Source organism: Chlorogloea sp. CCALA 695, assembly GCF_003003885.1.
In the GTDB taxonomy this organism is placed as follows: domain Bacteria; phylum Cyanobacteriota; class Cyanobacteriia; order Cyanobacteriales; family Chroococcidiopsidaceae; genus Aliterella.
Map to the genome: position 1 here is coordinate 120320 of NZ_PVWN01000005.1, position 26864 is coordinate 147183.

Below are 26864 nucleotides of genomic sequence, written 5' to 3' on the forward strand. Positions count from 1 at the left end.
CGGGAAGGCGACAAGAGCAGAGCAAAAAAGTAGTTATTTTTTAAAGAAATAAAATTTTCAGTAATAATACAGATAACAAATTAGATAGTTTTAAACTTCAGTAATTTTATGTATAAACTTACAAACTCGTTTTAATATACTAATAAACTTAGGGTAAGGAGTTGGGGAAAAGCAATTATAAAAAAGTTTTAAATAAATAAACTACTGCCAAGGATTATGATTTCAATTTTCTATCAAGAGCGGGAACTAGCCAATATTTTAAAAACCTTTCAAACCAATCGATCCAGTGGGTTTTTATATTTAGATGCTGAGGTAAATTTTCAAAACAAAAAAAAGTCGCGTGTCTTAGTTTTGCAAAATGGTCAAATTGTCTACGGCGATATAATCTTGCCTACAAATAAAAAAAATGCCCAAACTCAAGGACAAAAATTAAATCGGGAATGGTCAGAAAGTGCGATCGCACTTACAACTTGAAAAGCAGTAAATAAAACTTCTATTCGGGTGCTTTTAGACTTACTGATAAAAATGTAATTGCGCCGCCAAGGAAGTCTAAGCTGAACAACAAATATTATGTTTTTCTTGCCGCACCAATTGTTAACATCAACACTAACAAGATAACTGGTGTAGTACGAACCCGAATTTCTGTAGATAGCTTAGATCCTATTGTAAAAGCTAGCGCTTTTACTTCGTCAGAGAACAAACAGGCCGCCGCAGAGTACCACCTAGTTGATGCTGAAGGTCAATTCTTCGCTGCTGCTGCAAAAAATCAAATAGGTCGAGATGCGAAAAAAGATTCTAAAAAGTTTGCTACTTTGCAGAAAAATAACCAGGTAGCAAGTACCGTAGATACAGACCAAATTGACAACAAGTAACAACTTATATCTTATCCCATCACTAAAGTCTAGGGAACGCCCAATCTTAACTGGGGTGTGATTTTAGCTGAAGATACAGCAATAGTTTATGCAGGGGAAGGTTGATTACTGCTAAATCTAATTTTGGGTATGGGATTAACAGCGTTAATTGCGAGTGGACTTGCGGTATTGTTTGCCAATCGGACTACTAAATTAATTCAAGGAATTGCAAGTAAGAAATAGAGTGACCATTGCTCAACCTTCTTGCTGGTAATCTGTAATTGGAGCGTAAGTCCGCTCTACTCAACAAGAACGCACTAACTCATACTACGATGTGTATCATGTCTACAACACGCGATCGCATTACTCAAATTTACCACCAGCCCTTGCCAAACTTGCTCTTCAATGCACAACAAACTCATCGGTTACATCACGATCCCTGTGCTGTACAGCTATGCACACTCAGCAACATCAAGACAGGTCTTTGCCCAGAAGACTGCGCCTACTGCTCCCAAAGTGTTCATAATAAAACGGGACTTATCCCTCAAGAACTGATGAGTGCTGAGGCGGTTGTGGCTGAAGCGCAAGCAGCTAAAGCCAATGGTTCAACCCGCTTTTGTATGGGTGCGGCTTGGCGAGAAGTTAAAGATAATTCCCAGTTTGAGCGGGTTCTAGAAATGGTGCGCCAAGTGGCTGCCCTGGGGATGGAAACCTGTTGTACTCTCGGTATGCTGAAGCCGCACCAGGCTATGCGTCTCAAAGAAGCTGGGTTGACTGCCTACAATCATAACCTCGATACCTCACCTGCCTACTATGGAAAGATCATCACAACACGCACCTACCAAGAGCGTCTGGATACAATCCGCGCTGTTAGTGCTGCTGGTATATCTGTCTGCTGCGGTGGCATCTTAGGAGTGGGCGAGTCAGTTGAAGACCGTCTGGAATTACTAGAAGCTCTATACCACCTCGATCCGGTTCCAGAATCAATTCCGATTAACTGCTTAAATCATGTAGCAGGAACCCCATTACAGGACGTTCCTGCTGTTGAGCCAATAGAACTGGTGCGGATGATTGCAACTACACGCATCCTCTTTCCTCAATCGACGGTGCGCCTTTCAGCAGGTCGAGTGAAGATGAGTGACGAGCTACAGGCACTTTGTCTACTTGCAGGTGCTAACTCGATCTTCACTGGCTCAATTTTGTTGACTACACCCAACCCGGAGCGATCGCATGACGAGCAAATACTAGAGCGCTTAGGAATGATTCCCAAACCTCTCTAGGCTTGATTAAATTACTCCCATTCAATTGTTCCAGGCGGCTTAGAAGTAATATCGTAAACGACCCGATTTACTCCCGCAACTTCGTTGACAATCCGGTTAGATATTGCCTCTAATACATCGTAAGGAACTCGCGCCCAATCTGCGGTCATCCCATCTTCACTTGCTACTAAGCGTAAAACTATCGGGTAAGCGTAGGTACGCTGATCGCCCATTACGCCTACAGTGCGGACAGGTAATAGTACGGCAAAAGCTTGCCAAAAGTCGTGATAAATTCCTCGACGGTTGATTTCTTGACGAACAATAAAATCGGCTTCGCGCAATATTTCTAAGCGTTCGGCGGTAATTTCTCCCAATATCCGAATCGCTAAACCTGGCCCTGGAAAAGGCTGGCGCAAGACTATTTCTTCGGGTAAACCAATTTGTCGCCCAACTTTGCGGACTTCATCTTTAAATAGCTTACGTAAGGGTTCGACGAGCTTAAAGCGTAAGTCTTTGGGTAAACCACCTACATTGTGATGGCTCTTGATTTTTACTGCGACTCGTTCGCCACTTTTGGGATCGACGTTTGTATCGGCGGATTCAATTACATCGGGGTAAAGCGTCCCTTGCGCTAAGTAATCAAAGGGGCCGAGATTTTTGGATGCTTCTTCAAATACTTGGATAAATTCGTGTCCAATGCGGCGGCGCTTTTCTTCAGGATCGGTTACTCCCGCGACTAAAGCCAAAAAGCGATCGCGCGCGTCTACATACTCAACTGGGATATGAAACTGCTCTTGAAACAGCTTAACTAACCGCTCTGGCTCTAATTTCCGCATGAAGCCTTGATCGATAAATACACAAGTTAAGCGACTTCCGATGGCTTTATGGAGTAAAAACGCTAAAGTTGACGAATCTACACCCCCAGATAAGGCTAATAGCACTCGTTTTTCGCCTACTTGACCGCGAATTTCTCTAATTGCTGCTTCGACAAAAGCGGCGGTTGTCCAAGTAGGTTCGCATTCGCAAATGTGGTAAACAAAGTTGCGAATTAAAGCAAGTCCCCCCACCGAATGTACTACTTCGGGGTGGAATTGCACGCCGTAGAGTTTTTGATCGTAATTGGCGATCGCCGCACAAGAGGTATTTTCTGTATGCGCCAGGATTTCAAAGCCTGTAGGCAACTGGGCGCAAGAGTCTCCGTGACTCATCCACATGGTTGTACCGTCTTCAACATTGGTCAGCAAGTCTGTAGGGTCGTCAATTAATAAGGAGGCTTTGCCGTACTCTTTACGGTCGGCTGGTAGAACGTTTCCCCCTAGTTGCTTGACCATGAGTTGCATTCCATAACATACCCCTAAGACTGGGATACCTAAGCTCCAGATTTCAGGATCGCATTCTGGAGCGCCGGGAGCATATACCGAACTTGGGCCGCCAGAAAAAATAATTCCTTTAGGATTAAGTTGGCGCAACTGTTCGGCGGTGGTGCGATAAGACAAAACCTCAGAATACACTTGAGTTTCTCTAATTCTACGGGCAATTAGCTCCGAATACTGAGAACCAAAGTCAAGGATCGCAATCATTTGGCGATTCAACTGGGACAATTCTGCATTTGGCGGCAAAGTTTCGGTCTGTACCACTTAATTTCTTCCTATTAATTGCAAGTAGTGGATGAAAAATAGAGACATTTTCGGGTAAAGCGATCGGCAGTTGCTCACCCTATAGATAGAGACTTAAAAATTTATTTATTGGTAAGACAATTATGATTCCTAAGTTAACACAACCTAGAGAGCAAGGCGATGGCTGTGGGGCTTTTAACAATGATTGTGCGATCGCCGTCAAAGAGAACCGAACCAATACTAACATGGCGATTTGTCAGCTTGAATATATATTCGGTGGAACGAAAATCAATAGCTTGGGCGATCGCATTGTAGAGCTGATTTACCCAGTTACTCCCGGTTAGAGCGTCGTAAGAACGAAGATATTGTAAGGCGGCTTCGGTGGTCGAACTATTAAAAATGCTTTGTAATACAGGCGTTGGTAGACCTAACTGAGCAGCATGAGCGGTAAAAATTTCTAAGCGTCCATCAGCTAAATGATGGTGAGTATGAAAAATTCCCCCGGCAAGTTTGACGAGTTTACCATGATAGCCAAACAATAAAATTGATTTAACTTCTTGACTTGCGGCTTCTACTAACAACGAGCCTAACCAATTCGCAGTTTTAACTAATTGCTGCGAATTAATCCCTAACTTTTGAGCTAGATCCAAGCCATTTTCGCCGATACAAAACACTACTGAATCGGTAGATTTAGCTTTTAGTCGTACTTGTTCTAAACAAGCATCTAATTGTCCAGGGGCGCTTAATGGTTGAGAAATCCCGGTTGTACCGAGGAGGGAAAGCCCTTCAACTACACCAAAAGCAGCGTTGGAAGTCCGCTCGGCTAAGGCTCTACCTTCAGGAAGAATTATTGTTAATTTAATATGTTCGTTTGGTTGCAGTAGCTTTAGTAAATTAACCTGTAGTAATTGTTGGGCGTAACCATACACCGCCGGATCGCCATTTAACTTGTGTCCTAAACCTTCACCGCCAACAATTGTAATTGGTTGGGGAGAATCCAGCCATTCTACCAACGCCCAAATCGGCGTATTGCGTGTCAAATCTAAGTTATCACCAGGATCACTACGAGTTATTGCTAGAGCCATATTTGGCTGCAATCCAGCTACTTGTTCGATCTCAATCTCTACAGTTTGATCGGGGGTAATTAGATCGACAGATACAGTTTGGCAAGAAGTACGGGTTTGCAACCATTGCACTGCTGCGATCGCACTGGCGCAGGCAAAAACAGGTAAAGTATAACCAGAACGAGGCATTAGGGACGACACATTGCACCAGTAAGAGTTAAATCAATCTTTGGTTTGAATAGATAAAGCAACTATTCTCTTTCTGCTGACTGTTGTTTGGGGCAGCATTTTTAGCCTATCCTCCAAGATTATAGAAGCAAACCAGATTTGCCTAAATACTGACCTTTTTTTTAACATCAACATTTATTGGACTAGGCTTTGGTGGAAACCATTACTCAACCAGTTTTAGATTCAACAGAAAACCCTGGGACATCATCGGTAATTTTACCTGATAGCCAAAACCAGAACGGTAATAAACCATCAATTCGTACTAGTCTCAAAGCTTCTACTATTGACGGTGTATTTGCGGCTATTTTTATTAGTATTACAGGCGGCGTATTGCTGACTAATTTCTTACTCCAGGTAGGAGCAAGCCCGATAGAAATTGGCATGGTGTCGTCAATTCCGATGCTATTAAATTTATTACAACCATTAGGGGCTTACATAGGCGATCGCACAAATAGCCGTCATTACTATTGTTTGTGGATTTTTGGCACAGCGCGGTTATTGTGGTTGATTTTAGTTGCAGCGATTGGGTTTATTAGTTGGTCGGGTGGCGATCTCCATCAGCTAATAATTTGGACTTTGGGGATAGTTTTAGTTACCCATATATTAGAGTCTTTGGGTGGCTCGGCGTGGCTAAGTTGGATGGCGGTACTTGTTCCCCATCGCTTGCGGGGGCGTTATTTTGGCTTGCGTAATAGTGCGGCTAGTTTAACTAATTTAGTCGGCGTACCCCTGCTTGGATTTGCGGTAGAGGCTTGGCCAAGTGGCACAGTTAGCGGCTACGCAGTGGTTTTATTTTTAGCAGTGGTGGTAGGGATAATTAGCTTAGGATGTCAATTTTTTATGATTGATGTCAATCCCCAGCTAACAGCCATAAAGCAAGTAGAAGCGGAGGAAAAAAACTTTTCACTTTTAGGCAACTTTTCGCCTAATTTTTTAAGATTTTTGTTGTACTTTGGTGTGTGGACGTTTGCAGTTAACCTTAGTTCGCCGTTTTTTAATCTTTATTTGTTAGACAACTTGCATTTAGATTTATACTGGGCAACGCTTTACGGCAGTTTGACGGCGGGGGCAAACTTAATCATGCTGATTTTGTGGGGTAAGATTGCCGATAGAATTGGCAATCGTCCGTTGTTGTTATTGGTGGGTATTTTAGCTGGAATAACGCCGTTATTGTGGTTGGGAGTAGGTGCGGATAATATTTCCTTGTGGGTATGGCTACCGCTAATTCATATATTTACGGGCGGTACTTGGGCAGCAATTGAATTATGTAGTAGTAATATTCAAATGGAAGTTGCCCCCCAGGAGCATCCTTCTACTTATTTTGCGGTGGCGGCGGCGGTGGCTGGGGTCTGCGGGGCTTTGGGAACAACGGCGGGGGGGTTTTTTTGTGAAATTCCTGCCCTTGGTGGTTTTCAAGGGTTGTTTGCGCTGTCTATACGTTAGCGAACCTCGTAGCCAAAGAGTTAGTCAGATTGTGAGTAGTTGGCTAAATAATTTTAAAGCGCGATCAATCAAAGCGGATATGTGACAAATGCACCAAAATAGAAGTAAGAGGAATTGCGATCGCCCAGGCGTAAACACTGCATGAATACCGTTGATTATCTCCGCATTAGTTTAATTGACCGTTGTAATTTTCGCTGTCAATACTGTATGCCAGAAGGAGCAGAACTAAACTATATTTTGCAGCAACAGATATTAACTGATGAGGAATTACTTGTTCTCATCAAAGAAGTATTTATTCCTGTGGGTTTTACTCGTTTTCGCTTGACCGGGGGCGAACCCTTATTGCGTCCGGGGGTGGTAGATTTGGTAGGAAAAATTGCCGCAATTCCCGAAACTCAAGACCTTTCCATGACAACTAATGGTTTTTTATTAGCTGGAATGGCGCAGCAGCTACACGATGCGGGATTACGCCGGGTTAATATTAGTTTGGACTCGTTGAACGCTGAAACTTTCGATCGGATTATTGGCAATCGTGGGCGTTCTCAGTGGGAGAAAGTATGGAATGGAATCCAGGAAGCTTATAAAGTAGGTTTTGACCCTTTAAAACTAAATGTAGTTGTAATTCCGGGTGTAAATGATAGCGAAGTGCTAGATTTAGCGGCTTTAACTATTGACAAACAGTGGCACGTCCGGTTTATTGAATTTATGCCTATTGGTAACGATCGCTTATTTAACGAGCAAGGCTGGATATCTTCAGAGCAATTACGCGATCAAATTTGCCATAAGTACGGTTTAACTACAGCTTTTGTAAGCGGTAATGGGCCAGCCGATGTATTTAAAATTCCTCACGCCAAAGGAACTCTAGGCTTTATTAGTCAGATGTCAGAGTGTTTTTGCGATCGTTGTAACCGAATGCGATTATCCGCCGATGGTTGGCTGCGTCCGTGTTTGTTGAATGAAAGCAACCAAATAGATTTAAAAACAGCGTTGCGGAGTGGAGTTAGTTTAGACCAGTTGCGGAGTCTTGTGAGCGACTTACTGGCACTCAAACCCGAAATCAACTACAAAGCTAGAGTTTCGGGTACTACAGGGGCTTACAGCCGTACTATGTCGCAAATTGGCGGCTAGTTATAGGCAAGGTAGGTAATTTAAGAGGCGCGATCGCACTTTAGCAACTTATATAAGTTATTGCCCTTTATACCCAATGGTAAACAGCACAATACTTTCTAGATTAGCGATTACTTCTAGTTCTAGTTGTCCTAATTTTTTAATCAATCGAGTTTTGTCAATTACGCGGAGTTGGTGACAGAGTGCAACAGAATCTTGATTTAAGCCGCCTTGACCGCTAGAAATCATCAAGCACGTTGGTAGAGAAGCGCGTCTTAAGTTGGTTGTGAGGGGAATTGAGATAGCGTACTTTCTTGAAAAATGATAACAGGACGAGTGCCAGCTTGTTCCGAGCCTTTTATTGGATCAAGATTTGCTAACCATATTTCACCGCGTTCTATTTTCATCTTTATCCTCATTATTTAAGAGTTCGGCATACTCAGAAATACCTGCCTCGGCTAGTTCTCGATCTTCTTGGGCAAATTCCTGATAAAGGTTTGCAAATTGGCTAACATCGGTTATTTGTTTACTGAATTTTGCCTGAAATTTGATGAAAGCAATAAAATCCGCGACTTGTTTGAGTTGCTGATCATTAAAGCTATCTATTTCTTGTTTAAGAGATTCCTTCGTAACTCCTATCATTATTTTTCTCCTTTTAAATTTGTTAATTTTAATTATTGACGTATCTAAGCGATCGCTTATTTCTAATTTTCTGCGATCGCACAATTCCACAATATTTTAGCATTATCCCTATTCTCCCTATTCTTCCCTTTTTTTAAGGGGGGCTGGGGGGGATCAACCGTTGAGTCGCGCCACAAACCCTCTCAAAATCACTCTTAATTCGTCTCTCCTTCCACAATCTTAATTTCTGCTTCTGTCAACTCATAAAGTTGATAAACCAGTCGATCTATTTCGGTTTCAATGTCCTTAATATCTTTCTCTTTAGCATCAAGACATTTTTTTACAAGAGTTTCTATCTTTTTTTGCTCTAATTTGGTAGCAATAAAAATAGGAATCTGTTTCATATAGTCGCTAAATGATCTCAGATAACCACCTCGAATAGAATTAGAAATCATCGAATAGAACCACTCAACTAATTGAGAGTTTAAAAGCCCACAAAGCCACATTTCATTAGTTGGAATAAAGTAGCAAGTATTGCCTGCATAAAAACCTAATCGATCAATTGAAAAACTTTGATGCTCATAAATATCAGGATAGATAATTTTAGGTTTCTCAAATTCTTGCCAGTAAATACAAGAGCGTAATTCCCAAAAATATTTACCTTGGTCGCATCGCTTGATTAATGATTCTTTAAATTGAAAAAAATATTGATAAATTGCCGGATATGTTTCAGCAAAAATTTTCTCTGCCTCTTTTTCTGGTCGATCAGACCAGGGATGTTTTTTGTTTTCAGAAGATTCAATTTTGATGATATATTGCTCGGTAAAATCAATATGCCATCGCTTAATATCTCGACCACGTAAAAAAGGCTTTAACACTTCAGCCGAAGAAGTATTTTCAGTAATCAATCTGTCGTGGGTAACTTTATCTACAACAAATGCTTCATTAAAACCTGTTAAAATACCTCGATGAAATCTGCCGTTTATATACTCCCCTAACGGCGTGCCAGAATTTTGCAGTTTTGCTAATAAGTTTAAGGTTTGAAAAGACTCTAGCCGCCAACCGTCAGACTTCAAGTTTCTCTGCGAAATTGTCAAACTATCTTGTTCTAATTCCGTTGCAAAATGTGCAATATTTTGTTTTTTCGCTTCATCCCATGACAAAGTTTGTACTTGATTTGCATCAGATTGAATTTTACTTAAAATGATGATACTAGGATAGGCGATCGCTTCTTCAAAAACTGGAAAATCACCGAAATCAATTAAATAGTGAATTGTTGTTGAATCCGTCAAAAGTTGGCGTAATTTCTTACCATAACCTGCTCTAAAATATTTGTTAGAAGATATATAAGTTAAATGACCGTTTGCTTTTAATAAGTGCAGACTTAATTCATAAAAATATACAAATAAGTCAGCAACCCCTGTATAGCATTGATAATTTTGCTGTAAACTTGTTTTCAATTCCTTAATTTCTTCCTGTCTAATATAAGGAGGGTTCCCAATTACTACATCAAAGCCAATAAAATCACCTTCATTATTCAAAACTTCAGGAAACTCAAACCGCCACTCTAGAGCATTTTCATAAAGTCTACCGCTTTCTATATCCTCAATTTCAACCCTTAATCTATCAATTTCATTATTTAACTTAGCGCTCTTTTGCTCCCGCACTTTTTTAGCCGCCTTTGTTTCTTCAAATAACAAAGTTTGATTTTCCAAATTATAGAGGTCAATATCTATTAAAATTCTTAACTTGGTTTTATTTGGATCGATTCCTTGCAGTGTTGTCTTAAAACTGCCTTTAATATCTTTAATTAATCTTTCCATTTCCCGTTTCTGCTCTTTACTTTCAGCATTGCGGTAAGTTTGTACAGCATTTCGATAAATATCTATACTGTGTTTCTTTTTATTCAAAGCTTGTTTCAAATCAGCATCTAACGCAAATCGACTAACTAAAGAATTACCGCACTTGATATTGATATCAATATTTGGTAGAGTCTCCAATTCTGTACAATTACTTTCTACCCGATAATAAGCATTTTTCAAAAGCTCAATCCATAGCCGCAAACGACAAATTTTTACTGAGTTTGGATTAATATCGACACCAAATAAACAGTTTTCAATAATTTTTTGCTTCTCGTGAAAAAGTGTTTCTTGTATACGCTGACTTTCTTTGCTTTTTGGATTGTATTCAAATAACTTTCCATCATCATCAATGACAATTAACTCATCATTGACAACTTCAACCTGATAATCTCTTAAGGTTTTCCCACTTCTATCAAGCAGAATCTTTAGTTCACTTTTGATTGCAATTATTTCATTAAGAGCCGAAACTAGAAAATGTCCTGAACCTACCGCCGGATCGCAAATTTTTAAACTATTAATAATTGTATTGGCGGCTTTTTTGTCGGTAATTCTTTCATTCAAATCATCAATGTTTTGACAATTTAAGCCATTTACTTCATTAAATTTCTGTACCACCGCTCTACGAATTGTTTCACGACACATATACATCGTAATAAAGCCTGGTGTAAAGAAAGAACCATCTTTATAGCCGTTAATCTTTTCAAAAATTAATCCAAGCACCGAAGCATTAATCAGTGTTTTATTTTCTTCTTGAATCTCCTCGGAACCTTCACTACTAAAATCATAAGCATTAAGAAACTCAAATAAATACTCTAAAGCATTGAAATTACCTAATCGCCTTTTGCCATTACTATCTTTTAAAACACTAGATGAAAAAATAGGCAGCTTTTCATCTCTGAGATTGCTAATAAAAATAGTTAACTGCTCGATATCCGTTGGCTCAAACAGCGAACTATTAAGATAAGGAATATTAGCAAAAATGGCTTTTATACTTGCATTACGATCGCTCTGCTTACGAGCTAATACATCAAAGAAAAGCCTATTAACGTCACCATAACTTTGTACTTTTGTCAAGCTTAAAAAAGCAAAAGACCGATCACCTTTATGATATTTAATTAATTGAGCTTCTAGTAACTTAAGGAAAAGAACACGATTTATCCAAGTGATTACTAACTCTAAACCAACATTAAATAGTCTTTCTCCTTCAGTATCTCCAAACTGTTCCGGCTTCTCTATTCGAGAAATTTTGTCTAAACTATCAAGCTGAGTGATGGCATTTTCAAGCAAAGAACCTGCAATGCGATCGCTCTCTTTTTTGCGTCCGATCAGCTTTTTGCTACCTTCTTTTGTTTCGGTCAAGCCGATAATATACAATAACTCGTTATAAAAAGCCTTATCCAGTCGGTTGCTATCATTGGCAAAAGGCAGTTTTAGTAAGTGTTCTGGGGAAAACAGCTTAAATAGCACAATTAGTTTGCGATCGCCTTCTTCGTCACTATTCCTCAAAAATCCGTCATAGTCGCGGATATCAAGATGGGTAAACTCAATCTCATTTTCAAGGAGTGCGATCGCTCTTTTGGCAATTTGTTTATAGAAAAACTCAGTTTTTGTACTACTTAGTCTCCCTGCTTCAAAATCAATAAATTGATTTACCAGCGTTTTATCTTGGACAAATAGCTGTTCAAACATTGCTGCATCAAAAATAAACCACTCATAAATATTGGTTGCAACTAGATATCTAATTTCAAGATTATTACCTGTAATTCTTTCTCGCAAAAAGTATAAAACTAATTCCTGAAAAGCCTTAGTGTTTAGATTGTCAACCTCTAGCATTTCGGCTTTGTTGGTTGGTTTTTTGGCTTCTACAAGTACACCAACACTGCTTTTAGAATCTTTGCCATTATGAATAACAAGGTCGTTACGCCCTTTGGTATTGATAAAATGACTTGGACTATAGTAAGTGTTCTTTAAAAAATCAGCAACAAGATTTTTATGAAATTCCTCAGATTCAGTCTCATTGATTTGGTCAATTAGTTTAACTAGATTCGTTTTGAAAGTTTCAATATTTTCTCTAATTGGCTTAACTTTAAGGAACGCTTTATTTAATGCTTGTCTTGGCGATAATTTTTTGGGTGTCATGAAACTAGGAGCAACCAATAGATTTACTCCAGTATGCCCAATTATTACTGTATTGCCTGTATTTGCTTAAGTCCTTTTTTAATGGAGGAAATATTTAAAAAAGGGGTTCAGATGGGCGATCGCTACCCTAAATTAACCAAGCGTTGATTCAAGGCGTTTTTGGCTTGTTCTCGGTCGTCGAAATGGATTTTTTCTGTACCAAGGATTTGATAATCTTCGTGACCTTTTCCGGCAATTAGTACGCCATCGCCAGGTTTTGCAAGCAAAATTGCTTCATTAATTGCCGCCGCGCGATCGCTTATTACTATTGGTTTAATAGTTGATGGGATACCCGCTAAGATATCAAGCAAAATTTGTTCGGGGTTTTCGGTACGAGGATTATCAGAAGTTACAACGGCGATATCGGCAAGTTCGGCAGCTATTTTACCCATTTTTGGGCGTTTGGTGCGATCGCGATCACCTCCACAACCAAAGACGCAAATCATTTTACCGCTAATAAATGGACGGGCGGCTTTAAGTAAGTTTTCTAAACTATCTGGCGTATGTGCGTAATCTACAATTGTGCTGATGTCTTGAAGGGGCGATATCTGCACTCGTTCCATGCGTCCGGGTACGCCAGGAAAATCTGGCAATACTTGGGCAATTAATTGTAAATCTACACCTAAATGTAAGGCTGTTCCTACGGCTGCTAGAAGATTGGCTAGGTTGTACTGACCAACTAAAGGCGATTCAAAAGCGATGTCACCTTTGGGAGTGTGGAGAGTGCCGCTAACCCCCGATGGTTGGTATTTTAGGTCGGTTGTATGCAATTCTGCGGTGCGATCGCCCACACTGTAACGCCATACTGGAGATTGAATTTGCTTAATTAGGCGATCGCTAATTGGATCGTCAATATTAATTATTGCTAATCCTTGCAGATATTCAGGGCTAAATAACAAAGCTTTGGCTTTAAAGTAATCCTCCATATCTTTGTGATAATCAAGGTGATCTTGAGTCAAGTTAGTAAATACTGCAACGTCAAACTCGCAGCTTTTTACCCTTCCTTGCGCCAAAGAGTGGGAACTAACTTCCATAACTCCAAACTTACAGCCAGCATCACGGGCTTCGGCAAATTGCTGTTGTAATTCCACTGCAAAGGGCGTTGTATGCGCCGCAGTTTTTTCAAAACCCGCCCAACGAGTGTAAAGCGTACCCATTAAAGCTGTAGATAAATGCGCCTCTGTCAAGAAAAACTCGATTAAATGCGTCGTCGTAGTTTTACCATTAGTCCCGGTAATGCCCACAAGTTGCATTTGCTTAGTAGGATGCCCATAAAAAGCCGATGTGATCGCCGCGCAAGCCTTTACCATGTCTGTAGCACCAATTAAAACAGGGTTATTGACATCATTGGCTATTTGAGTAGAAACTATAGCTGCAATTGCCCCCGATGCGATCGCGCTTGACCAAAATTCTCCACCATCAACCCGCGTTCCGGGCATTCCTATAAACAAATCTCCCGGTTGACAAGCATGAGAATTAGTAGTTAAGCCTTTTACTTCGTCATCTATTGCTGGATGTTCGGGCGACAGGGAAAGATCGCTAACTTGAGATAACAATTCGCCTAATTTCATATTAATTAAACCTCACCTAATTGCGCTGATTGTCCATCACTCGATAAATATTTCTGTAACATTTGTTGCAATTGCATTGTACTAGCGCGAGGCGAAGGACGAGGTAAAAGTTGTTCTTTACCCGCAGACAGCTTACAAATTACGGGAACTTCGTATTGATAGACATTAAACCAGTCGGGGCGACTTGTAATATCACGAATTTCTAAGTCAAAATTTAAAATAGCGCGAATTTGCTGTAATTTCTCCTCTAAGCCTTCGCACAAGTGACAACCCGGTTTACTGTACATAATTAATTGCATTATTATCAGCCGATTGTAAAACTACTACTCTTTCTAGATCGGGGCATATTTCGATATTCTGGAATAAGAAGTAACAAAAATAATTATGAGCCTTTCCACCGATTCGCCTAACCTAGCCGCCAAGTTCGATTTAGCTGAACTAAATCAAAAGTATGATACCGCCCATCCACAAGATGTTTTAGCTTGGTGTGTTGAAAACATAAACACTGGATTAGTTCAAGCCAGTGCCTTCAACGTAGATGATATAGTAATTACCGATATACTTTACCGCGATCTTAAGCATCCAATTCCGGTAATATTTCTCGATACTTTGTACCACTTTCCCCAAACTTTAGAATTAGTAGGCAAAGTTAAAGAGTTATACAACGTAGACCTGCAAACCTACAAAATGCCCGACCTTGATAGCCGCGAAGCCTTCACAGCTAAGTACGGAGACTCATTGTGGGACAAAGATATTAGCCAATTTCACCAAATCACCAAAATTGAACCCTTGCAACGGGGACTAGCAGAATTGAATACAACGGCGTGGATTACTGGACGGCGACGAGATCAAGCCAATACTCGCCAAGTTATGCCAATATTTGAAGTAGATGGCAAACAGCGTCTCAAAGTCAATCCTATTGCTAGTTGGACGCGCAAAGAAACCTGGGCGTATGTATTTGAACACGGCGTTATCTACAATCCTCTCCACGACCAAGGTTATCCCAGTATTGGCGACGAACCTATTACAACCCAAGTAGGCGAAGGCGAAGACGAACGCGCCGGACGCTGGCGGGGAATGGGCAAAACTGAATGTGGTATTCACATCTAATAATTTTCTGCTTCTAAAAACTCGCGCTTGGTACGGTAAGTTATAAATGCTAAAAATCCTCCATCTGTCTGATATCCACATGGGAAGCGGCTTTACTCATGGCAAGCTTAATCCCGAAACTGGTTTGAATACACGTTTGGAGGATTTTGTCAATACTTTATCTAAATGTATTGACTATGCCTTAGCCGAGCCAGTAGATTTAGTATTGTTTGGCGGCGATGCTTTTCCCGATGCTACACCGCCGCCTTACGTTCAAGAAAAATTTGCTACTCAATTTCGCCGTTTAGTTGATGCTCAAATACCTACGGTGTTGCTAGTAGGCAACCATGACCAGCATTCGCAAGGCATGGGTGGGGCAAGTTTATGTATTTATCGTACCTTGGGCGTACCGGGATTTTTAGTAGGAGACAGATTAACAACTCACCACATCCAAACTCGTAATGGTGCAGTGCAAGTAGTTACCCTTCCTTGGCTAACTCGTTCAACCTTGCTAACACGCCCGGAAACTGAAGGTTTATCAATTACCGATATCAACGATATGTTAATTGATCGCCTGCGGACGGCAATGGAAGGAGAAGTTCGCCGTTTAGATCCCGAAATCCCCACAGTGCTGTTAGGACACCTAATGATTGACAGCGCTAATTTGGGTGCTGAACGCCTGTTAGCTGTAGGAAAAGGGTTTACTATTCCTTTATCGTTAATCACTCGCCCTTGCTTTGATTACGTGGCGCTAGGTCACGTCCACCGTCACCAGAACCTTAATAAATCTAATGACCCGCCTGTAATTTATCCTGGTAGTATTGAGCGGGTTGATTTTAGCGAAGAAAAAGAAGATAAAGGCTATGTCAAAGTCTCTTTAGAAAAGGGTAAAGTAGAGTGGGAATTTTGCCCATTGCAAGTACGGAAGTTTCAGACTATCAAAGTAGATATATCTAAGGCAACTGAACCTCACGAGCAATTGATGAAAGCGATCGCCAAACATACTATTGAAGATGCGGTAGTAAGGCTAATTTATCAACTTGGCTCTGAGCAAATAGATAAAATTGATAGTGCTGCTGTTCATAGCGCCCTGAGTGCAGCCCATAGTTATACAATTCAACCAGAATTAATTAGTCAGTTAGCTAGACCGCGTTTGCCAGAATTAGGGGCTAGTAGTGCAATTGACCCAATGGAAGCATTGACAGCTTACATAAATAATCGCCAAGACCTGAAAGAGATATCAAGTTTAATGCTGGAAGCCGCCAATAAATTGCTATCTGCTAAGACTGAGGAAGTCTGGTTTGATACTACGGTTAGCGAACCTACCGCTAATAACCAAAATAGCCAGTTAAGGTTGCTCTGATTGTTCGCGGATTTTTGGCACTACTCAAGTCCAACCAATATCACCTCATTATTCTCGTCTGCTGAAAGATATAAATCTTTCAAATCCTCTAAGTGATTGAGACACCACCCTTCCCGACCTTCCTCTGTTGAAAACAGTGTTTTAGGATCGATGTGTCGAAAAATGCTGGCTCCTTGACTAACTAGTTCGCGCGATATAAGTCCTAATGATTCATCTACTGATAGCAAATTTGGGGCAAAAGTGCGATCGCCTAATAGGAGCTTTTGAACAATCTCATCAGCATTGGCAACCTGTCTTCTCGATAGCTCCAGTGTTAAACGTTTTTCAATCTCCTCAGATGATTTTTCTAGCATTGCTGTCCGGTCTTCAATTCCTGGAAAGGCTTGACGAGTAAGCGTCAACTGAGAGCGAAGTTCAGCTATTGCCCGCTCTGCTTCTAACTTTGACTCAAATACCTCTTGATGTATTTCGATAACATTTTCAATTATTTCATCAATTTCTTCAGGCTCAATTTCAAAAAAGCGGAAAATGCCGCAACCGTAGGGAAAAAGAGAAGCGACAAGAATGCTGAGTGCTTTTTCACTTTGAAGGCGTAGATATAGACTACTGTTGGGCGGAATTGCGCTGTAAAGTATGGAACAACCCATAAATAAGCTCACCTCGTTTTAATGCTTTTAAGATTTCACTAATTGTATAATCCGCCCGTCACCTTACGCTTTAAACTGGAGTTTACGATTGGTATTGTCTTTAATTGAGTTAGCTGTGCGGAAAATTGTTATTGCCGGAAATTGGAAAATGTTTAAAACTCAGGCAGAGTCCCTAGAGTTTTTAAAAGGATTTATGCCGAGTTTGGAGCATACCCCAGAAGATCGGGAAGTTGTATTATGCGTTCCTTATACCGATTTAAATCAGCTATCAAAAAATCTGCATGGTAGCCGTATTCAGCTAGGCGCTCAAAATATCCACTGGGAAAATAGCGGCGCTTACACTGGGGAAATTTCTGGAGAAATGCTGGCAGAAATTGGCACTCGTTATGTTATTGTCGGTCACAGCGAACGACGACAGTATTTTGGCGAAACTGACGAAACTGTTAAGAAACGGCTGTTGGCGGCTCAAAAGTCTGACCTTACGCCGATTTTGTGCGTAGGAGAAACTAAGCAGCAAAGAGACGCTGGAGAAATTGAAAGCACTGTTACAAGGCAGCTAAAACTAGGTTTAGTCGGTGTAGACCAAGATAATTTAGTTATTGCTTACGAACCAATATGGGCAATTGGGACGGGGGATACTTGCGAAGCAACCGAAGCTAATAGAGTAATTGGTTTAATTCGCGCTCAATTAAGCAATCCTAACGTTTCTATTCAGTATGGCGGCTCGGTAAAGCCTAGTAATATTGATGAAATTATGGCGCAACCAGAAATTGATGGGGCTTTAGTTGGTGGTGCGAGTTTAGAACCAGATAGTTTTGCTCAGTTGGTTAATTACAAATAGCTGCTGCAAAAAAATGATTGTTCCAGCTTGGGAAATTTGCGACTTCTCTTTTGAGTGGGGAAAACGTACCTATCTGATGGGAGTGGTTAATGTCACGCCAGACAGCTTTAGCGATGGTGGCGAGTTTTCTAAACCTTTAGAGGCTTTAGCGCAGGCTCAGAAGCTTGTAGCCGCCGGAGCAGACATTATTGATATCGGCGGACAATCGACGCGACCGGGATCTGTACAAATCTCTGTAGAGGAAGAATTAGAGCGGGTGCTGTCAGTAATTGAGGTACTGCGAAAAGAAATAGCCGTCCCCATTTCTGTAGATACAACCCGCGCCAGTGTAGCTTTTTCTGCGGTGACGGCGGGAGCAGATTTAGTTAATGATATATCTGGCGGTACTTTTGACCCCGATATGTTGGCTACCGTTGCTCAATTAAATGTACCTGTTATTTTAATGCACTTGCGCGGTACGCCGCAAACTATGCAACAAATGACTGATTATCAAAATCTGTTAGCCGAAATTTACCAGTTTTTAGAGCGTCAAATTGAAAGTGCGGCTTTCTGTGGCATTAATCCTTCTAAAATAATTATCGATCCAGGCATTGGGTTTGCTAAAAATCAATCACAAAATCTAGAAATCCTGAGAAATGTAGGTTTTTTTAAATCTCTCAATTGTCCGATTTTGGTGGGAGCATCTCGTAAAAGCTTTATTGGACGCATCCTCAATCAACCAGACCCCAAAGAGCGCGTATGGGGAACCGCCGCCGCGTGTTGTGCGGCGATTTCGACGGGGGCGGATATCTTACGAGTTCACGATGTAGCCCAAATGCGCGATGTCTGCCGCGTTGCCGATGCTATATTTAGGCAAATGTAGAGACGTTGCGCTGCAACGTCTTCATACCAAAATTTATATATTTAATCAGCAACACCATTTAAAGTTCTCTAACCTTTGGTTGTCCGTCAACAATTTCGCCAATTAAAACTAGGTCAGTAACGCCGACAAATATACCGTTTTCTAGCACTCCAGGGATATTATTTAAAATTTTTTCTAAGTCGGCGGGGTCGTCTATAGAATCAAACTTGACATCAATTACCATATTGCCTTGATCGGTGATTACTGGGCCAGCTTTTCTAATTCCCATCCGCAACTCTGGCTTCCCGCCGAGTTTTTCAATCGCTCTCATTACTGGAGAAAGCGCCATGGGGATAACTTCTACAGGTACAGGAAAGCTAGAACCTAAACGGTCTACTATTTTTGAGCTATCGACTACGACAATAAACTGCTCGGCTAAATAGTCTACAACTTTCTCGCGGGTGTGGGCTGCACCACCACCTTTGATTAAATTTTTGTGCGGATCTACTTCATCGGCTCCATCAATTGCTATATCAATATGGTCTACCGCGTCTAGAGTAGTTAAAGGGATACCATACTGTTTTGCCAAAACCTCTGATTGAAAAGAGGTAGGAATCCCGACAATGTTTGTTAGTTCGCCAGACTTGAGAAAGTCGCCGAGAAATTGAATTGTATAAGCTGTAGTTGAACCCGTACCCAATCCGACTATAGAATTTGACTTGACGCGCTGCGCTGCGGCTTTACCGACTTGTTCCTTCATCAACTTAGCTAATTCCGTCATACCATACCCTTATTAAACGCAGTGTCTAGTATATATTTGCATTGGTCGGTATAGATTAAAGAAAGCGTTGTCAGCTACGAAAGTTAGTACATGAATTTACCTGTTTGGTTAACACCCAGTCATTTTATTATTTTGGGTCTTTTGCTGGGATTTGCGATCGCACATAGCGGGTTAGCAGCTTGGCGCACTTCTGCGGAAAAGCTGATTGGCGCTCGTTTGTACCGCGTTATTTTTGCTTTAGTTAGCTTACCAATAGCTGTCGTATTAGTTATCTATTTTTTTAATCACCGCTACGATGGCGCTCAACTCTGGCAAGTCCAAGGAGTTCCGGGTGTGGGAAACTTTGTTTGGATAGTGTCGGCAATTTCTTTTTTGTTTCTTTATCCAGCAACCTTTAATTTGCTAGAAATTGCCGCGATTCAAAAGCCACAAGTTCATTTATTTGAGACGGGGATTATTCGGATTACTCGCCATCCGCAAATGGTGGGACAAGTTTTGTGGTGTATAGCCCATACTCTATGGATTGGGACGAGTTTTACTTTATTTACTTCTATTGGGTTAGTATTGCATCATCTATTTGGAGTTTGGCATGGCGATCGCCGTTTACAATCCCGTTACGGTGAAGCTTTTGAAGTTGTTAAGTCTCGCACTTCCATTGTGCCTTTTTTAGCGATGGTGCGCGGACAGCAGACTTTTAAGATTTCTGAATTTCTCCGCCCATCTTATCTAGGGGTAGCTATTTTTATCATTGCCTTATGGTACTCTCACCCGCTTTTAATTAGCTCAACAGGGCGCGTTAATTGGTAGAGAAGGCGCTACTGTGCAATGTCTGAGTTAAATATTATGCCAATAAAATCTATGTTGGTACGAACATAGATAATTTCTATAGTTTAATGTTCGTTTTTGATACTGACATTGATCCTAAATAGATGTAGCATGATCCACAATAAGTTATCAGGCAGAAGCAGCTAAGGGTAATGCTGCTCTTGTCAACTAAAAACTGATAGCTTTGGTTGCCTAAAAAATATCTATAAATTTAAGGTTTAAAGCTTATGGTGTTGTCAGTTAGCGATCGCACGTTTGAGCAAGAAGTATTAGCATCACCCATTCCGGTTTTAGTCAGTTTTGGCGCTCCTTGGTGTGGTTTATGCCACCTGATTCAGCCGCTACTACTGCAATTTTATAGCCATTGTCATAGTCAGATTAAATTAGTAAAAGTCAATGCTGACGAGAATTTTAAGCTCTCTAACACTTATCGATTGACTAACTTGCCCACCCTACTTTTAATTGAAAATGGTCAGGTACGCGATCGCCTTGAGGATTTTCATAGTCCTAGGGAGTTGCAGGTAATTTTAGAAGAAATTAGAACTAGCTACCTAGATTCAGCCAATAATGTTGAAAAAATCGACTATTGGCAACATCAACGTTCGGCTTAGATGGTTGAAAATAAGTCAAGCTTTCTTGTAGATTTAGGATTTTTTACTAAATGTCCCGCTCCGATTCTTTCGGGCGGGACATTTTATAGCAAAACCTGTATGTTACAACTATTAACAGTTTGCTCAATACTAATACAAAACTCTCAAAGTAGTTGTCAGTGATGGAAACAATCTATCAATATGTCTGGCTAATTCCAGTATTACCTCTATTAGGGGCAATGCTAGTCGGTCTAGGGTTAATCTCAGTAAGCGAAGTAACAAACCGTTTGCGGCAGCTAAACGCTGTATTCATTGTGTCGCTGCTTAGTGGTGCGATGGCGCTCTCTATTGCCTTGTTATGGAGTCAAATTAAAGGACACCCAACTTATACCTATACGTTGGAGTGGGCAGCAGCAGGAACCTTTCACCTCAACATGGGCTACACTATCGACCATCTAACAGCTCTGATGTTAGTAATCGTAACTACAGTAGCTTTATTAGTCATGGTTTATACCGATGGCTACATGGCTCACGATCCTGGCTATGTGAGATTTTATGCGTATTTGAGCTTATTTAGCTCCTCAATGTTGGGTTTAGTCGTTAGTCCCAACTTAGTGCAAGTTTACATTTTCTGGGAATTGGTGGGGATGTGTTCGTACCTATTAGTAGGTTTTTGGTATGATCGCAAACCCGCCGCCGATGCAGCCCAAAAAGCTTTTGTAGTCAACCGTGTAGGTGACTTTGGCTTATTGTTGGGCATTTTGGGCCTATATTGGGCAACCGGAAGCTTTGAATTTGAAATTATGGGCGATCGCCTCCATTCTTTAGTAGAATCCGGTTCAATTAGCAATTTTCTAGCGATCGTGCTGGCGATATTGGTATTTTTAGGCCCGGCGGCGAAATCGGCACAATTTCCTTTGCACGTTTGGCTACCCGACGCGATGGAAGGTCCAACACCGATTTCAGCCCTAATTCACGCGGCGACAATGGTAGCGGCGGGAGTGTTTTTAATTGCCCGGATGTACCCGGTATTTGAAGGCGTACCCGCAGCAATGAATGTAATTGCTTATACGGGAGCATTTACAGCATTTTTGGGGGCAACGATCGCTATTACCCAAAATGACATCAAAAAGGGCCTAGCTTATTCCACGATTTCCCAGCTTGGCTATATGGTAATGGCAATGGGCATCGGTGCTTACAGTGCGGGGTTATTTCACTTGATGACTCACGCCTACTTTAAAGCAATGCTGTTTTTGGGTTCTGGTTCGGTAATTCATGGGATGGAATCGGTAGTAGGTCACGATCCGGCGCTGGCGCAAGATATGCGGACAATGGGCGGATTACGTAAATATATGCCTTTTACCGCGATTACTTTTTTGATTGGTTGCTTGGCAATTTCGGGTGTACCGCCTTTTGCTGGTTTCTGGTCAAAAGACGAGATTTTAGGACAAGCTTTTGCAGCGAATCCTTTGCTATGGGCTATAGGCTGGCTGACGGCAGGAATTACGGCATTTTATATGTTTCGTATGTACTTCAGCACCTTTGAAGGCTCTTTTCGCGGTAACGATGAGCAAATTAAACACAAACTTCAAGCGGGAGTTAATACCCTTACTCCTAATTTTGGACCGGGGGCGATGGATACTAGAGAACTTGCCGCCGTTAGTCACGATACCCACCACAGTAGCAGCCCCCACGAATCGCCGTGGACGATGACTTTACCATTAGTTGTTTTGGCGATTCCTTCGATGTTGATTGGCTTAGTAGGCACGCCTTATGCTAATTATTTTGAGGAGTTTATTCATCCTCCGAGTGAAAGCGCGGTTTCTATTGCCCAAAAAGCAGCAGAATTTAACCAATCTGAGTTTTTTGTGATGGCGGGGAGTTCAGTAGGTATATCTTTAATAGGGATTACCTTGGCTTCTTTAATGTACTTGTGGGGCAAAATTGACCCCAGTGCGATCGCCCAAAAATTCCCATCCCTTTACGCCTTATCTTTAAACAAGTGGTACTTTGATCAGATTTATGATCGCGTATTTGTCCAAGGATTGCGCCGATTAGCACGTCAAGTTATGGAAGTTGATTTTCGCGTAGTTGATGGCGCAGTCAACCTCACAGGCTTCTTTACGCTAGTTAGTGGCGAAGGGCTGAAATATTTAGAAAGCGGTCGCGCCCAATTCTACGCCTTGATTATATTTGCCGCCGTACTCGGTCTTGTAGTTGTTTTTGGAGTGACTTAGGAGGAGAGGAGTTAGGGAGTTGAAAAGCGCAGATATTTCTCTTCCTAGCTTCCAATTACCATGAATTTATCAACTTTTCCTTGGCTTTCTACGATAATTCTCTTTCCTATAGCGGCATCGCTACTAATTCCGATCATTCCCGATCAGCACGTCCAAAAGATACGTTGGTACGCCTTAATTATCGGATTGATTGACTTTACTTTGATTGTTTACGTTTTTGGTTCTCAATACGACTTTGCAAATCCCAATTTGCAATTAGTAGAAAGTTATCATTGGGTTCCCGCCTTAGACTTAAATTGGTCAGTAGCTGTTGATGGTATATCGATGCCTTTGGTCATTTTGACGGGTTTTATTACTACGTTGGCAGTTTTAGCCGCGTGGCCCGTCACCTTAAAGCCAAAGCTGTTTTACTTTTTGATTTTGGCAATGTATGGCGGACAAATTGCTGTATTTGCTGTTCAAGATATGCTGCTATTTTTCCTGGTTTGGGAATTAGAACTTATCCCGGTTTACTTACTACTAGCAATTTGGGGCGGTAAAAAGCGCCAGTATGCAGCTACAAAGTTTATTCTTTATACTGCGGGTGGTTCTTTGTTTATTTTAATCGCTGCTTTGACGATGGCGTTTTACGGCGATACAGTAACCTTTGATATGCAGGCGTTGGGGCTTAAAGATTACGCGCTCAATTTTCAGCTATTTATCTATGCTGGTTTTTTGATTGCTTACGCTGTCAAGCTGCCGATTTTCCCTTTGCATACTTGGCTTCCCGATGCTCACGGAGAAGCTACAGCGCCCGTGCATATGCTACTAGCTGGTATTCTCTTGAAAATGGGCGGTTATGCCTTAATTCGGATGAATGCCCAAATGCTACCTGATGCCCACGCTTATTTTGCCCCGGTGCTGGTAATTTTGGGGGTAGTAAACATTATTTACGCTGCTTTGACATCTTTTGCCCAAAGGAATTTAAAGCGAAAAATTGCTTATTCCTCAATTTCTCATATGGGATTTGTGCTAATTGGAATTGCCTCTTTTACCGATTTGGGTTTAAGTGGGGCAGTTTTGCAAATGGTATCTCATGGTTTAATTGGGGCAAGTTTGTTTTTTCTCGTTGGTGCAACCTACGATCGCACTCATACATTGATGTTAGATGAAATGGGTGGAGTGGGGCAGAAGATGCAGAAAATCTTTGCGATGTTTACTACCTGTTCGATGGCATCTTTGGCTTTGCCAGGAATGAGCGGTTTTGTAGCTGAATTGATGATATTTGTAGGTTTTTCTAACAGCGATGCTTACGATCCAACTTTTAAGGCGATCGTGGTATTTTTGATGGCAGTGGGCGTAATTTTAACCCCGATTTATTTGCTGTCTATGCTGCGAGAAATCTTCTACGGACAAGAGAATCAAGAGCTAATTTCTCACGAAGAATTGATTGATGCAGAACCAAGAGAAGTGTTTATTGTTGCTTGTTTGCTCGTACCCATTATTGGGATTGGCTTGTATCCTAAGTTACTAACTCAAATATATGATGCGACAACAATTCAGCTAACTCAAAGGTTGCGCGATTCTGTCCCAACTTTGGCGCAAAAGTCTATACCTACTGTGTCTTATACTGCGCCAGAAATTGGGGTGAGGTAAAGAGCGAGATTAAATATGTTACTTTTGGGCAGGTAAAAAACCTGCCTTTTTTAATCAAAGTTTCTACTGATTTACAATGGAGCAAATTAAATTCCTTCAGCTTAACAGCTTCAAATTTCCCTAGGCGCATTAAAACATTGCAAATAGTTCATCTTCCAAGTCGTAACCTAACATTAGCGCCATTGCTTTTAACCGCGATGTACTGTTAATACCGTATTGAGGCAGCCAGTCGCCCAAAACAAAAAGTTTGTGCATTAAAAATATCTCTAAAGACTCTGGATTGTATTGGAGTCCTTCTTTAGCACTAAATTGATGGGGTACAAGCATCGCTGTGTAACGCGCAAGTTCTCCATCTTTCCAGTCAAGCAAAAATGGCAGCCAAGGATAACGGGAATCTAAGCGGATAAACCATAATCGAATTTCAGGAATTTCTGGCAGTTCGCGCGGATCTTCAGGATCTTGGGGATAGTCTATAGTAAAGCTTAGTTGCTGCTCGTAAGCGGCAATAACTCCTGTAGTCAGCAAGTTATCAATTACTGTTTGTACGGGAGCAAGATCCAAACTGTTGATAATTTCCGCGTTGAGTGCGATCGCGATTGTCATATTGCCTCATTAATTGTATTTTGAACAGCTCCTCGCAGATTTGCCCCGGTAAGGTTAGCGCCAGTAAGATCAGCACCTCGAAGATTAGCCCAGCGTAAATCAGCATTTATTAGTTTAGCTTGGCTCAAGTTTGCACTAAATAAATAAGCCTTATGTAAGTAAGCATTGTTTAAATTAGCTTGGCTAAGTTCGGCTTTGTACAACATTGCGCCAATTAAAGAAGCGCTGCCAAGGTTAGCATGACTCAAATCGGCATAATTAAGATGAGCTTCAGTTAAAATAGCCTCGCTTAAGTTAGCGCGAATTAGTTTTGCCTCACTTAAGTTAGCGCCAGTAAGATTTGCACCGCGCAAGTTAGCCCCGATTAAATTAGCATTTTCAAAATCTGCATTACTTAAATTCGCTCCTTGCAAATCAGCCCCAATTAAATTAGCTCCCCGTAAAACAGCCTCTTTGAGATTAGCGTCGCGCAAGTTGGCAATGCTCAAGTTTGCACCAATTAAATTAGCTTGCATTAAAAGAGCAGAGGAAAGATCCGCAAGCGTAAAACTAGCCTTTTCAAAATTAGCTGTAATCAAGATTGCATTGCTAAGATTGGTATTTGCTAAGTTAGTGTTATTTAGGTTTCTACCCCTTAAATTTATCCCCTTTAAGTCTGCGGCCCTCAAATCTGGCGATATTTCTGGATGATTTTCTCTCCACTTTGTCCATCTCACTGCTCCCGACTTTAATAAGGCGAGATGCTCTAAATTTGCCATAACTTACTCTGCGCCAAATTGGGGCTGTTCTCGCCCGTTTATGTTCTCAATTGCTGCCAGCGCTGCTTTTGAACCTGCTAATATATCTTGTTCTTGTCCGCCTAGGTAAAGTCTGCCAAAGCTACCAACGGCAAGCACGTCAAGAATGTTAATTAGCGCCGCTTTCTCAGCTTCATTGGCTGCTAAAGCAGCGTAGGCGGCGGGTTGAACTTCTAATACGTAAAGGGTTTGCCCTGCTAAAATCATTTGTCCCCGGCGGGTACGGTTGATAAGTTGAGTATGGTGGGGATCGAGGTTGCGGATAATTTGACTTGAAATTACGCGCGGCTTAAGACCTTCTTCTTTGCGGACTCCTAGGGCTTGTAAAATCGCTCTCCCGGCTTCTTGCGTCTCGCTTTGGCGGCTGGAATGTACTTCAAGTAGTCCATATAGCCTCTCAACAATTTGCACCCCAGGACGAACTCCAGTGGCTTTGAGGGCGATATCGGTAATGCGATTAATTTCAATTCCTGGTGAAATTTCTACCCACAGCGATGTATCTCCCGGTAAAGGTAAAAACCCCAGCGCTATAGTTCCTAAGTAAGCTGCGTGTTGAGGTTGTAAATTGTCTAGAAATACATAACTGCGTAACTCTATGCCCAAAATTCTGCTCTCCGTAAATATGGCAAATATTCATCCTGCCTCACCTATTGCAGAATACCAGCCCTGGGGAGCTTTTAGGTAGATAAGTCGAGGGTTTTGGCGTACTTGTTAAACTAGGAATAAAAAACTATTGAGTTGAATTGTTTATGCTGACTCAAATGCGAAAATTACTATTAATTGGTCAGGTAACAGCTTTAAGCAACGTCCCAATT

At 41.3% G+C, this 26864-nt stretch carries 23 protein-coding genes and 1 pseudogene; 12 read left to right on the forward strand and 12 right to left on the reverse strand.

Annotated elements, in window-relative coordinates:
- Positions 1-216: 216 nt before the first annotated feature.
- On the forward strand, positions 217-474 hold the full coding sequence (locus C7B70_RS04640) for a hypothetical protein (RefSeq protein ID WP_106367902.1): 258 nt from the start codon (positions 217-219) through the stop codon (positions 472-474).
- 718 nt (positions 475-1192) lie between these two features.
- Entirely contained in the window at positions 1193-2131 is a 939-nt protein-coding gene (gene bioB / locus C7B70_RS04645) for a biotin synthase BioB (RefSeq protein WP_199192054.1), read from the forward strand.
- A gap of 11 nt (positions 2132-2142) precedes the next feature.
- On the opposite strand, the gene guaA is transcribed toward bioB, so the two are convergent.
- On the reverse strand, positions 2143-3690 hold the full coding sequence (guaA, locus tag C7B70_RS04650) for a glutamine-hydrolyzing GMP synthase (RefSeq protein ID WP_199192059.1): 1548 nt from the start codon (positions 3688-3690) through the stop codon (positions 2143-2145).
- 191 nt (positions 3691-3881) lie between these two features.
- Positions 3882-4991 carry a cobalt-precorrin-5B (C(1))-methyltransferase CbiD gene (gene cbiD, locus C7B70_RS04655; protein WP_199192055.1) on the reverse strand — a complete coding sequence of 370 codons (1110 nt, stop codon included), beginning with the start codon at positions 4989-4991 and terminating at the stop codon, positions 3882-3884.
- A 180-nt stretch (positions 4992-5171) separates the two neighbouring features.
- On the opposite strand from cbiD, the gene C7B70_RS04660 reads away from it, so the two are divergent.
- Both C7B70_RS04660 and moaA read left to right on the forward strand, forming a co-directional pair.
- Positions 5172-6461: an MFS transporter gene (locus tag C7B70_RS04660; protein ID WP_199192056.1), complete on the forward strand. Its 1290-nt coding sequence runs from the start codon at positions 5172-5174 to the stop codon at positions 6459-6461.
- 141 nt (positions 6462-6602) lie between these two features.
- Entirely contained in the window at positions 6603-7589 is a 987-nt protein-coding gene (gene moaA / locus C7B70_RS04665; protein WP_106367906.1) for a GTP 3',8-cyclase MoaA, read from the forward strand.
- Between the two features lie 57 nt (positions 7590-7646).
- On the opposite strand, the pseudogene C7B70_RS04670 reads toward moaA, so the two are convergent.
- The 5 genes and pseudogenes from C7B70_RS04670 to C7B70_RS04690 form a co-directional block, all read right to left on the reverse strand.
- Positions 7647-7975, reverse strand: a pseudogene (locus C7B70_RS04670) (type II toxin-antitoxin system PemK/MazF family toxin).
- Complete coding sequence (locus C7B70_RS04675) at positions 7956-8210, reverse strand: hypothetical protein (protein WP_106367926.1); 255 nt, start codon at positions 8208-8210, stop codon at positions 7956-7958. Before C7B70_RS04675 ends, C7B70_RS04670 begins: the two are co-directional and overlap by 20 nt.
- Positions 8211-8404: 194 nt before the next feature.
- Positions 8405-12190 (reverse strand): TaqI-like C-terminal specificity domain-containing protein, encoded by a 3786-nt coding sequence (locus tag C7B70_RS04680; RefSeq protein ID WP_106367907.1) that lies wholly within the window; start codon positions 12188-12190, stop codon positions 8405-8407.
- Between the two features lie 122 nt (positions 12191-12312).
- Positions 12313-13800 carry a UDP-N-acetylmuramoyl-L-alanyl-D-glutamate--2,6-diaminopimelate ligase gene (locus tag C7B70_RS04685; RefSeq protein ID WP_106367908.1) on the reverse strand — a complete coding sequence of 496 codons (1488 nt, stop codon included), beginning with the start codon at positions 13798-13800 and terminating at the stop codon, positions 12313-12315.
- A gap of 5 nt (positions 13801-13805) precedes the next feature.
- The gene (locus tag C7B70_RS04690) at positions 13806-14099 is read right to left on the reverse strand and encodes a glutaredoxin family protein (protein ID WP_106367909.1); all 294 of its coding nucleotides are present in this window, start codon (positions 14097-14099) and stop codon (positions 13806-13808) included.
- 85 nt (positions 14100-14184) lie between these two features.
- Between C7B70_RS04690 and cysH the strand changes: the two genes are divergently transcribed.
- Entirely contained in the window at positions 14185-14910 is a 726-nt protein-coding gene (gene cysH, locus C7B70_RS04695; protein WP_106367910.1) for a phosphoadenosine phosphosulfate reductase, read from the forward strand.
- 46 nt (positions 14911-14956) lie between these two features.
- The gene (sbcD, locus tag C7B70_RS04700; RefSeq protein WP_106367911.1) at positions 14957-16252 is read left to right on the forward strand and encodes an exonuclease subunit SbcD; all 1296 of its coding nucleotides are present in this window, start codon (positions 14957-14959) and stop codon (positions 16250-16252) included.
- Between the two features lie 20 nt (positions 16253-16272).
- Here sbcD and C7B70_RS04705 read toward each other — a convergent pair whose 3' ends face one another.
- Positions 16273-16899: a hypothetical protein gene (locus C7B70_RS04705; RefSeq protein ID WP_106367912.1), complete on the reverse strand. Its 627-nt coding sequence runs from the start codon at positions 16897-16899 to the stop codon at positions 16273-16275.
- A 115-nt stretch (positions 16900-17014) separates the two neighbouring features.
- On the opposite strand from C7B70_RS04705, the gene tpiA reads away from it, so the two are divergent.
- On the forward strand, positions 17015-17740 hold the full coding sequence (tpiA, locus tag C7B70_RS04710; RefSeq protein ID WP_106367927.1) for a triose-phosphate isomerase: 726 nt from the start codon (positions 17015-17017) through the stop codon (positions 17738-17740).
- 13 nt (positions 17741-17753) lie between these two features.
- Positions 17754-18602: a dihydropteroate synthase gene (gene folP / locus C7B70_RS04715; protein WP_106367913.1), complete on the forward strand. Its 849-nt coding sequence runs from the start codon at positions 17754-17756 to the stop codon at positions 18600-18602.
- A 58-nt stretch (positions 18603-18660) separates the two neighbouring features.
- Here folP and rpiA read toward each other — a convergent pair whose 3' ends face one another.
- Positions 18661-19362: a ribose-5-phosphate isomerase RpiA gene (gene rpiA, locus C7B70_RS04720; protein WP_106367914.1), complete on the reverse strand. Its 702-nt coding sequence runs from the start codon at positions 19360-19362 to the stop codon at positions 18661-18663.
- A 90-nt stretch (positions 19363-19452) separates the two neighbouring features.
- Between rpiA and C7B70_RS04725 the strand changes: the two genes are divergently transcribed.
- The 4 genes from C7B70_RS04725 to ndhD1 all read left to right on the forward strand — a co-directional run bounded on the left by C7B70_RS04725 (position 19453) and on the right by ndhD1 (position 24649).
- A complete protein-coding gene (locus C7B70_RS04725) occupies positions 19453-20169 on the forward strand; it encodes an NnrU family protein (protein WP_106367915.1) in 717 nt (238 codons plus the stop codon).
- A 245-nt stretch (positions 20170-20414) separates the two neighbouring features.
- On the forward strand, positions 20415-20798 hold the full coding sequence (locus C7B70_RS04730; RefSeq protein ID WP_106367916.1) for a co-chaperone YbbN: 384 nt from the start codon (positions 20415-20417) through the stop codon (positions 20796-20798).
- Between the two features lie 161 nt (positions 20799-20959).
- Positions 20960-23014: an NAD(P)H-quinone oxidoreductase subunit 5 gene (locus C7B70_RS04735; protein WP_106367917.1), complete on the forward strand. Its 2055-nt coding sequence runs from the start codon at positions 20960-20962 to the stop codon at positions 23012-23014.
- Between the two features lie 60 nt (positions 23015-23074).
- Positions 23075-24649 carry a photosynthetic/respiratory NAD(P)H-quinone oxidoreductase subunit D1 gene (gene ndhD1, locus C7B70_RS04740; RefSeq protein ID WP_106367918.1) on the forward strand — a complete coding sequence of 525 codons (1575 nt, stop codon included), beginning with the start codon at positions 23075-23077 and terminating at the stop codon, positions 24647-24649.
- A gap of 129 nt (positions 24650-24778) precedes the next feature.
- On the opposite strand, the gene C7B70_RS04745 is transcribed toward ndhD1, so the two are convergent.
- From C7B70_RS04745 to C7B70_RS04755, 3 genes are read right to left on the reverse strand one after another with little or no spacing between them, the layout of a single operon-like run.
- The gene (locus C7B70_RS04745; protein ID WP_106367919.1) at positions 24779-25252 is read right to left on the reverse strand and encodes a CRR6 family NdhI maturation factor; all 474 of its coding nucleotides are present in this window, start codon (positions 25250-25252) and stop codon (positions 24779-24781) included.
- Positions 25249-26010 (reverse strand): pentapeptide repeat-containing protein, encoded by a 762-nt coding sequence (locus C7B70_RS04750; RefSeq protein ID WP_106367920.1) that lies wholly within the window; start codon positions 26008-26010, stop codon positions 25249-25251. Before C7B70_RS04750 ends, C7B70_RS04745 begins: the two co-directional genes overlap by 4 nt.
- A 3-nt stretch (positions 26011-26013) precedes the next feature.
- A complete protein-coding gene (locus C7B70_RS04755) occupies positions 26014-26652 on the reverse strand; it encodes a hypothetical protein (RefSeq protein ID WP_106367921.1) in 639 nt (212 codons plus the stop codon).
- Positions 26653-26864 lie beyond the last annotated feature (212 nt).

Bases quoted from the DNA above. Each gene is read 5' to 3' on its own strand.
- C7B70_RS04640 (WP_106367902.1), top strand. From the start codon at position 217: ATGATTTCAATTTTCTATCAAGAGCGGGAACTAGCCAATATTTTAAAA.
- bioB (WP_199192054.1), top strand. From the start codon at position 1,193: ATGTCTACAACACGCGATCGCATTACTCAAATTTACCACCAGCCCTTG.
- guaA (WP_199192059.1), bottom strand. From the start codon at position 3,690: ATGATTGCGATCCTTGACTTTGGTTCTCAGTATTCGGAGCTAATTGCC.
- moaA (WP_106367906.1), top strand. From the start codon at position 6,603: ATGAATACCGTTGATTATCTCCGCATTAGTTTAATTGACCGTTGTAAT.
- C7B70_RS04675 (WP_106367926.1), bottom strand. From the start codon at position 8,210: ATGATAGGAGTTACGAAGGAATCTCTTAAACAAGAAATAGATAGCTTT.
- C7B70_RS04680 (WP_106367907.1), bottom strand. From the start codon at position 12,190: ATGACACCCAAAAAATTATCGCCAAGACAAGCATTAAATAAAGCGTTC.
- C7B70_RS04685 (WP_106367908.1), bottom strand. From the start codon at position 13,800: ATGAAATTAGGCGAATTGTTATCTCAAGTTAGCGATCTTTCCCTGTCG.
- C7B70_RS04690 (WP_106367909.1), bottom strand. From the start codon at position 14,099: ATGCAATTAATTATGTACAGTAAACCGGGTTGTCACTTGTGCGAAGGC.
- cysH (WP_106367910.1), top strand. From the start codon at position 14,185: ATGAGCCTTTCCACCGATTCGCCTAACCTAGCCGCCAAGTTCGATTTA.
- sbcD (WP_106367911.1), top strand. From the start codon at position 14,957: ATGCTAAAAATCCTCCATCTGTCTGATATCCACATGGGAAGCGGCTTT.
- C7B70_RS04705 (WP_106367912.1), bottom strand. From the start codon at position 16,899: ATGGGTTGTTCCATACTTTACAGCGCAATTCCGCCCAACAGTAGTCTA.
- folP (WP_106367913.1), top strand. From the start codon at position 17,754: ATGATTGTTCCAGCTTGGGAAATTTGCGACTTCTCTTTTGAGTGGGGA.
- rpiA (WP_106367914.1), bottom strand. From the start codon at position 19,362: ATGACGGAATTAGCTAAGTTGATGAAGGAACAAGTCGGTAAAGCCGCA.
- C7B70_RS04725 (WP_106367915.1), top strand. From the start codon at position 19,453: ATGAATTTACCTGTTTGGTTAACACCCAGTCATTTTATTATTTTGGGT.
- C7B70_RS04730 (WP_106367916.1), top strand. From the start codon at position 20,415: ATGGTGTTGTCAGTTAGCGATCGCACGTTTGAGCAAGAAGTATTAGCA.
- C7B70_RS04735 (WP_106367917.1), top strand. From the start codon at position 20,960: ATGGAAACAATCTATCAATATGTCTGGCTAATTCCAGTATTACCTCTA.
- ndhD1 (WP_106367918.1), top strand. From the start codon at position 23,075: ATGAATTTATCAACTTTTCCTTGGCTTTCTACGATAATTCTCTTTCCT.
- C7B70_RS04745 (WP_106367919.1), bottom strand. From the start codon at position 25,252: ATGACAATCGCGATCGCACTCAACGCGGAAATTATCAACAGTTTGGAT.
- C7B70_RS04750 (WP_106367920.1), bottom strand. From the start codon at position 26,010: ATGGCAAATTTAGAGCATCTCGCCTTATTAAAGTCGGGAGCAGTGAGA.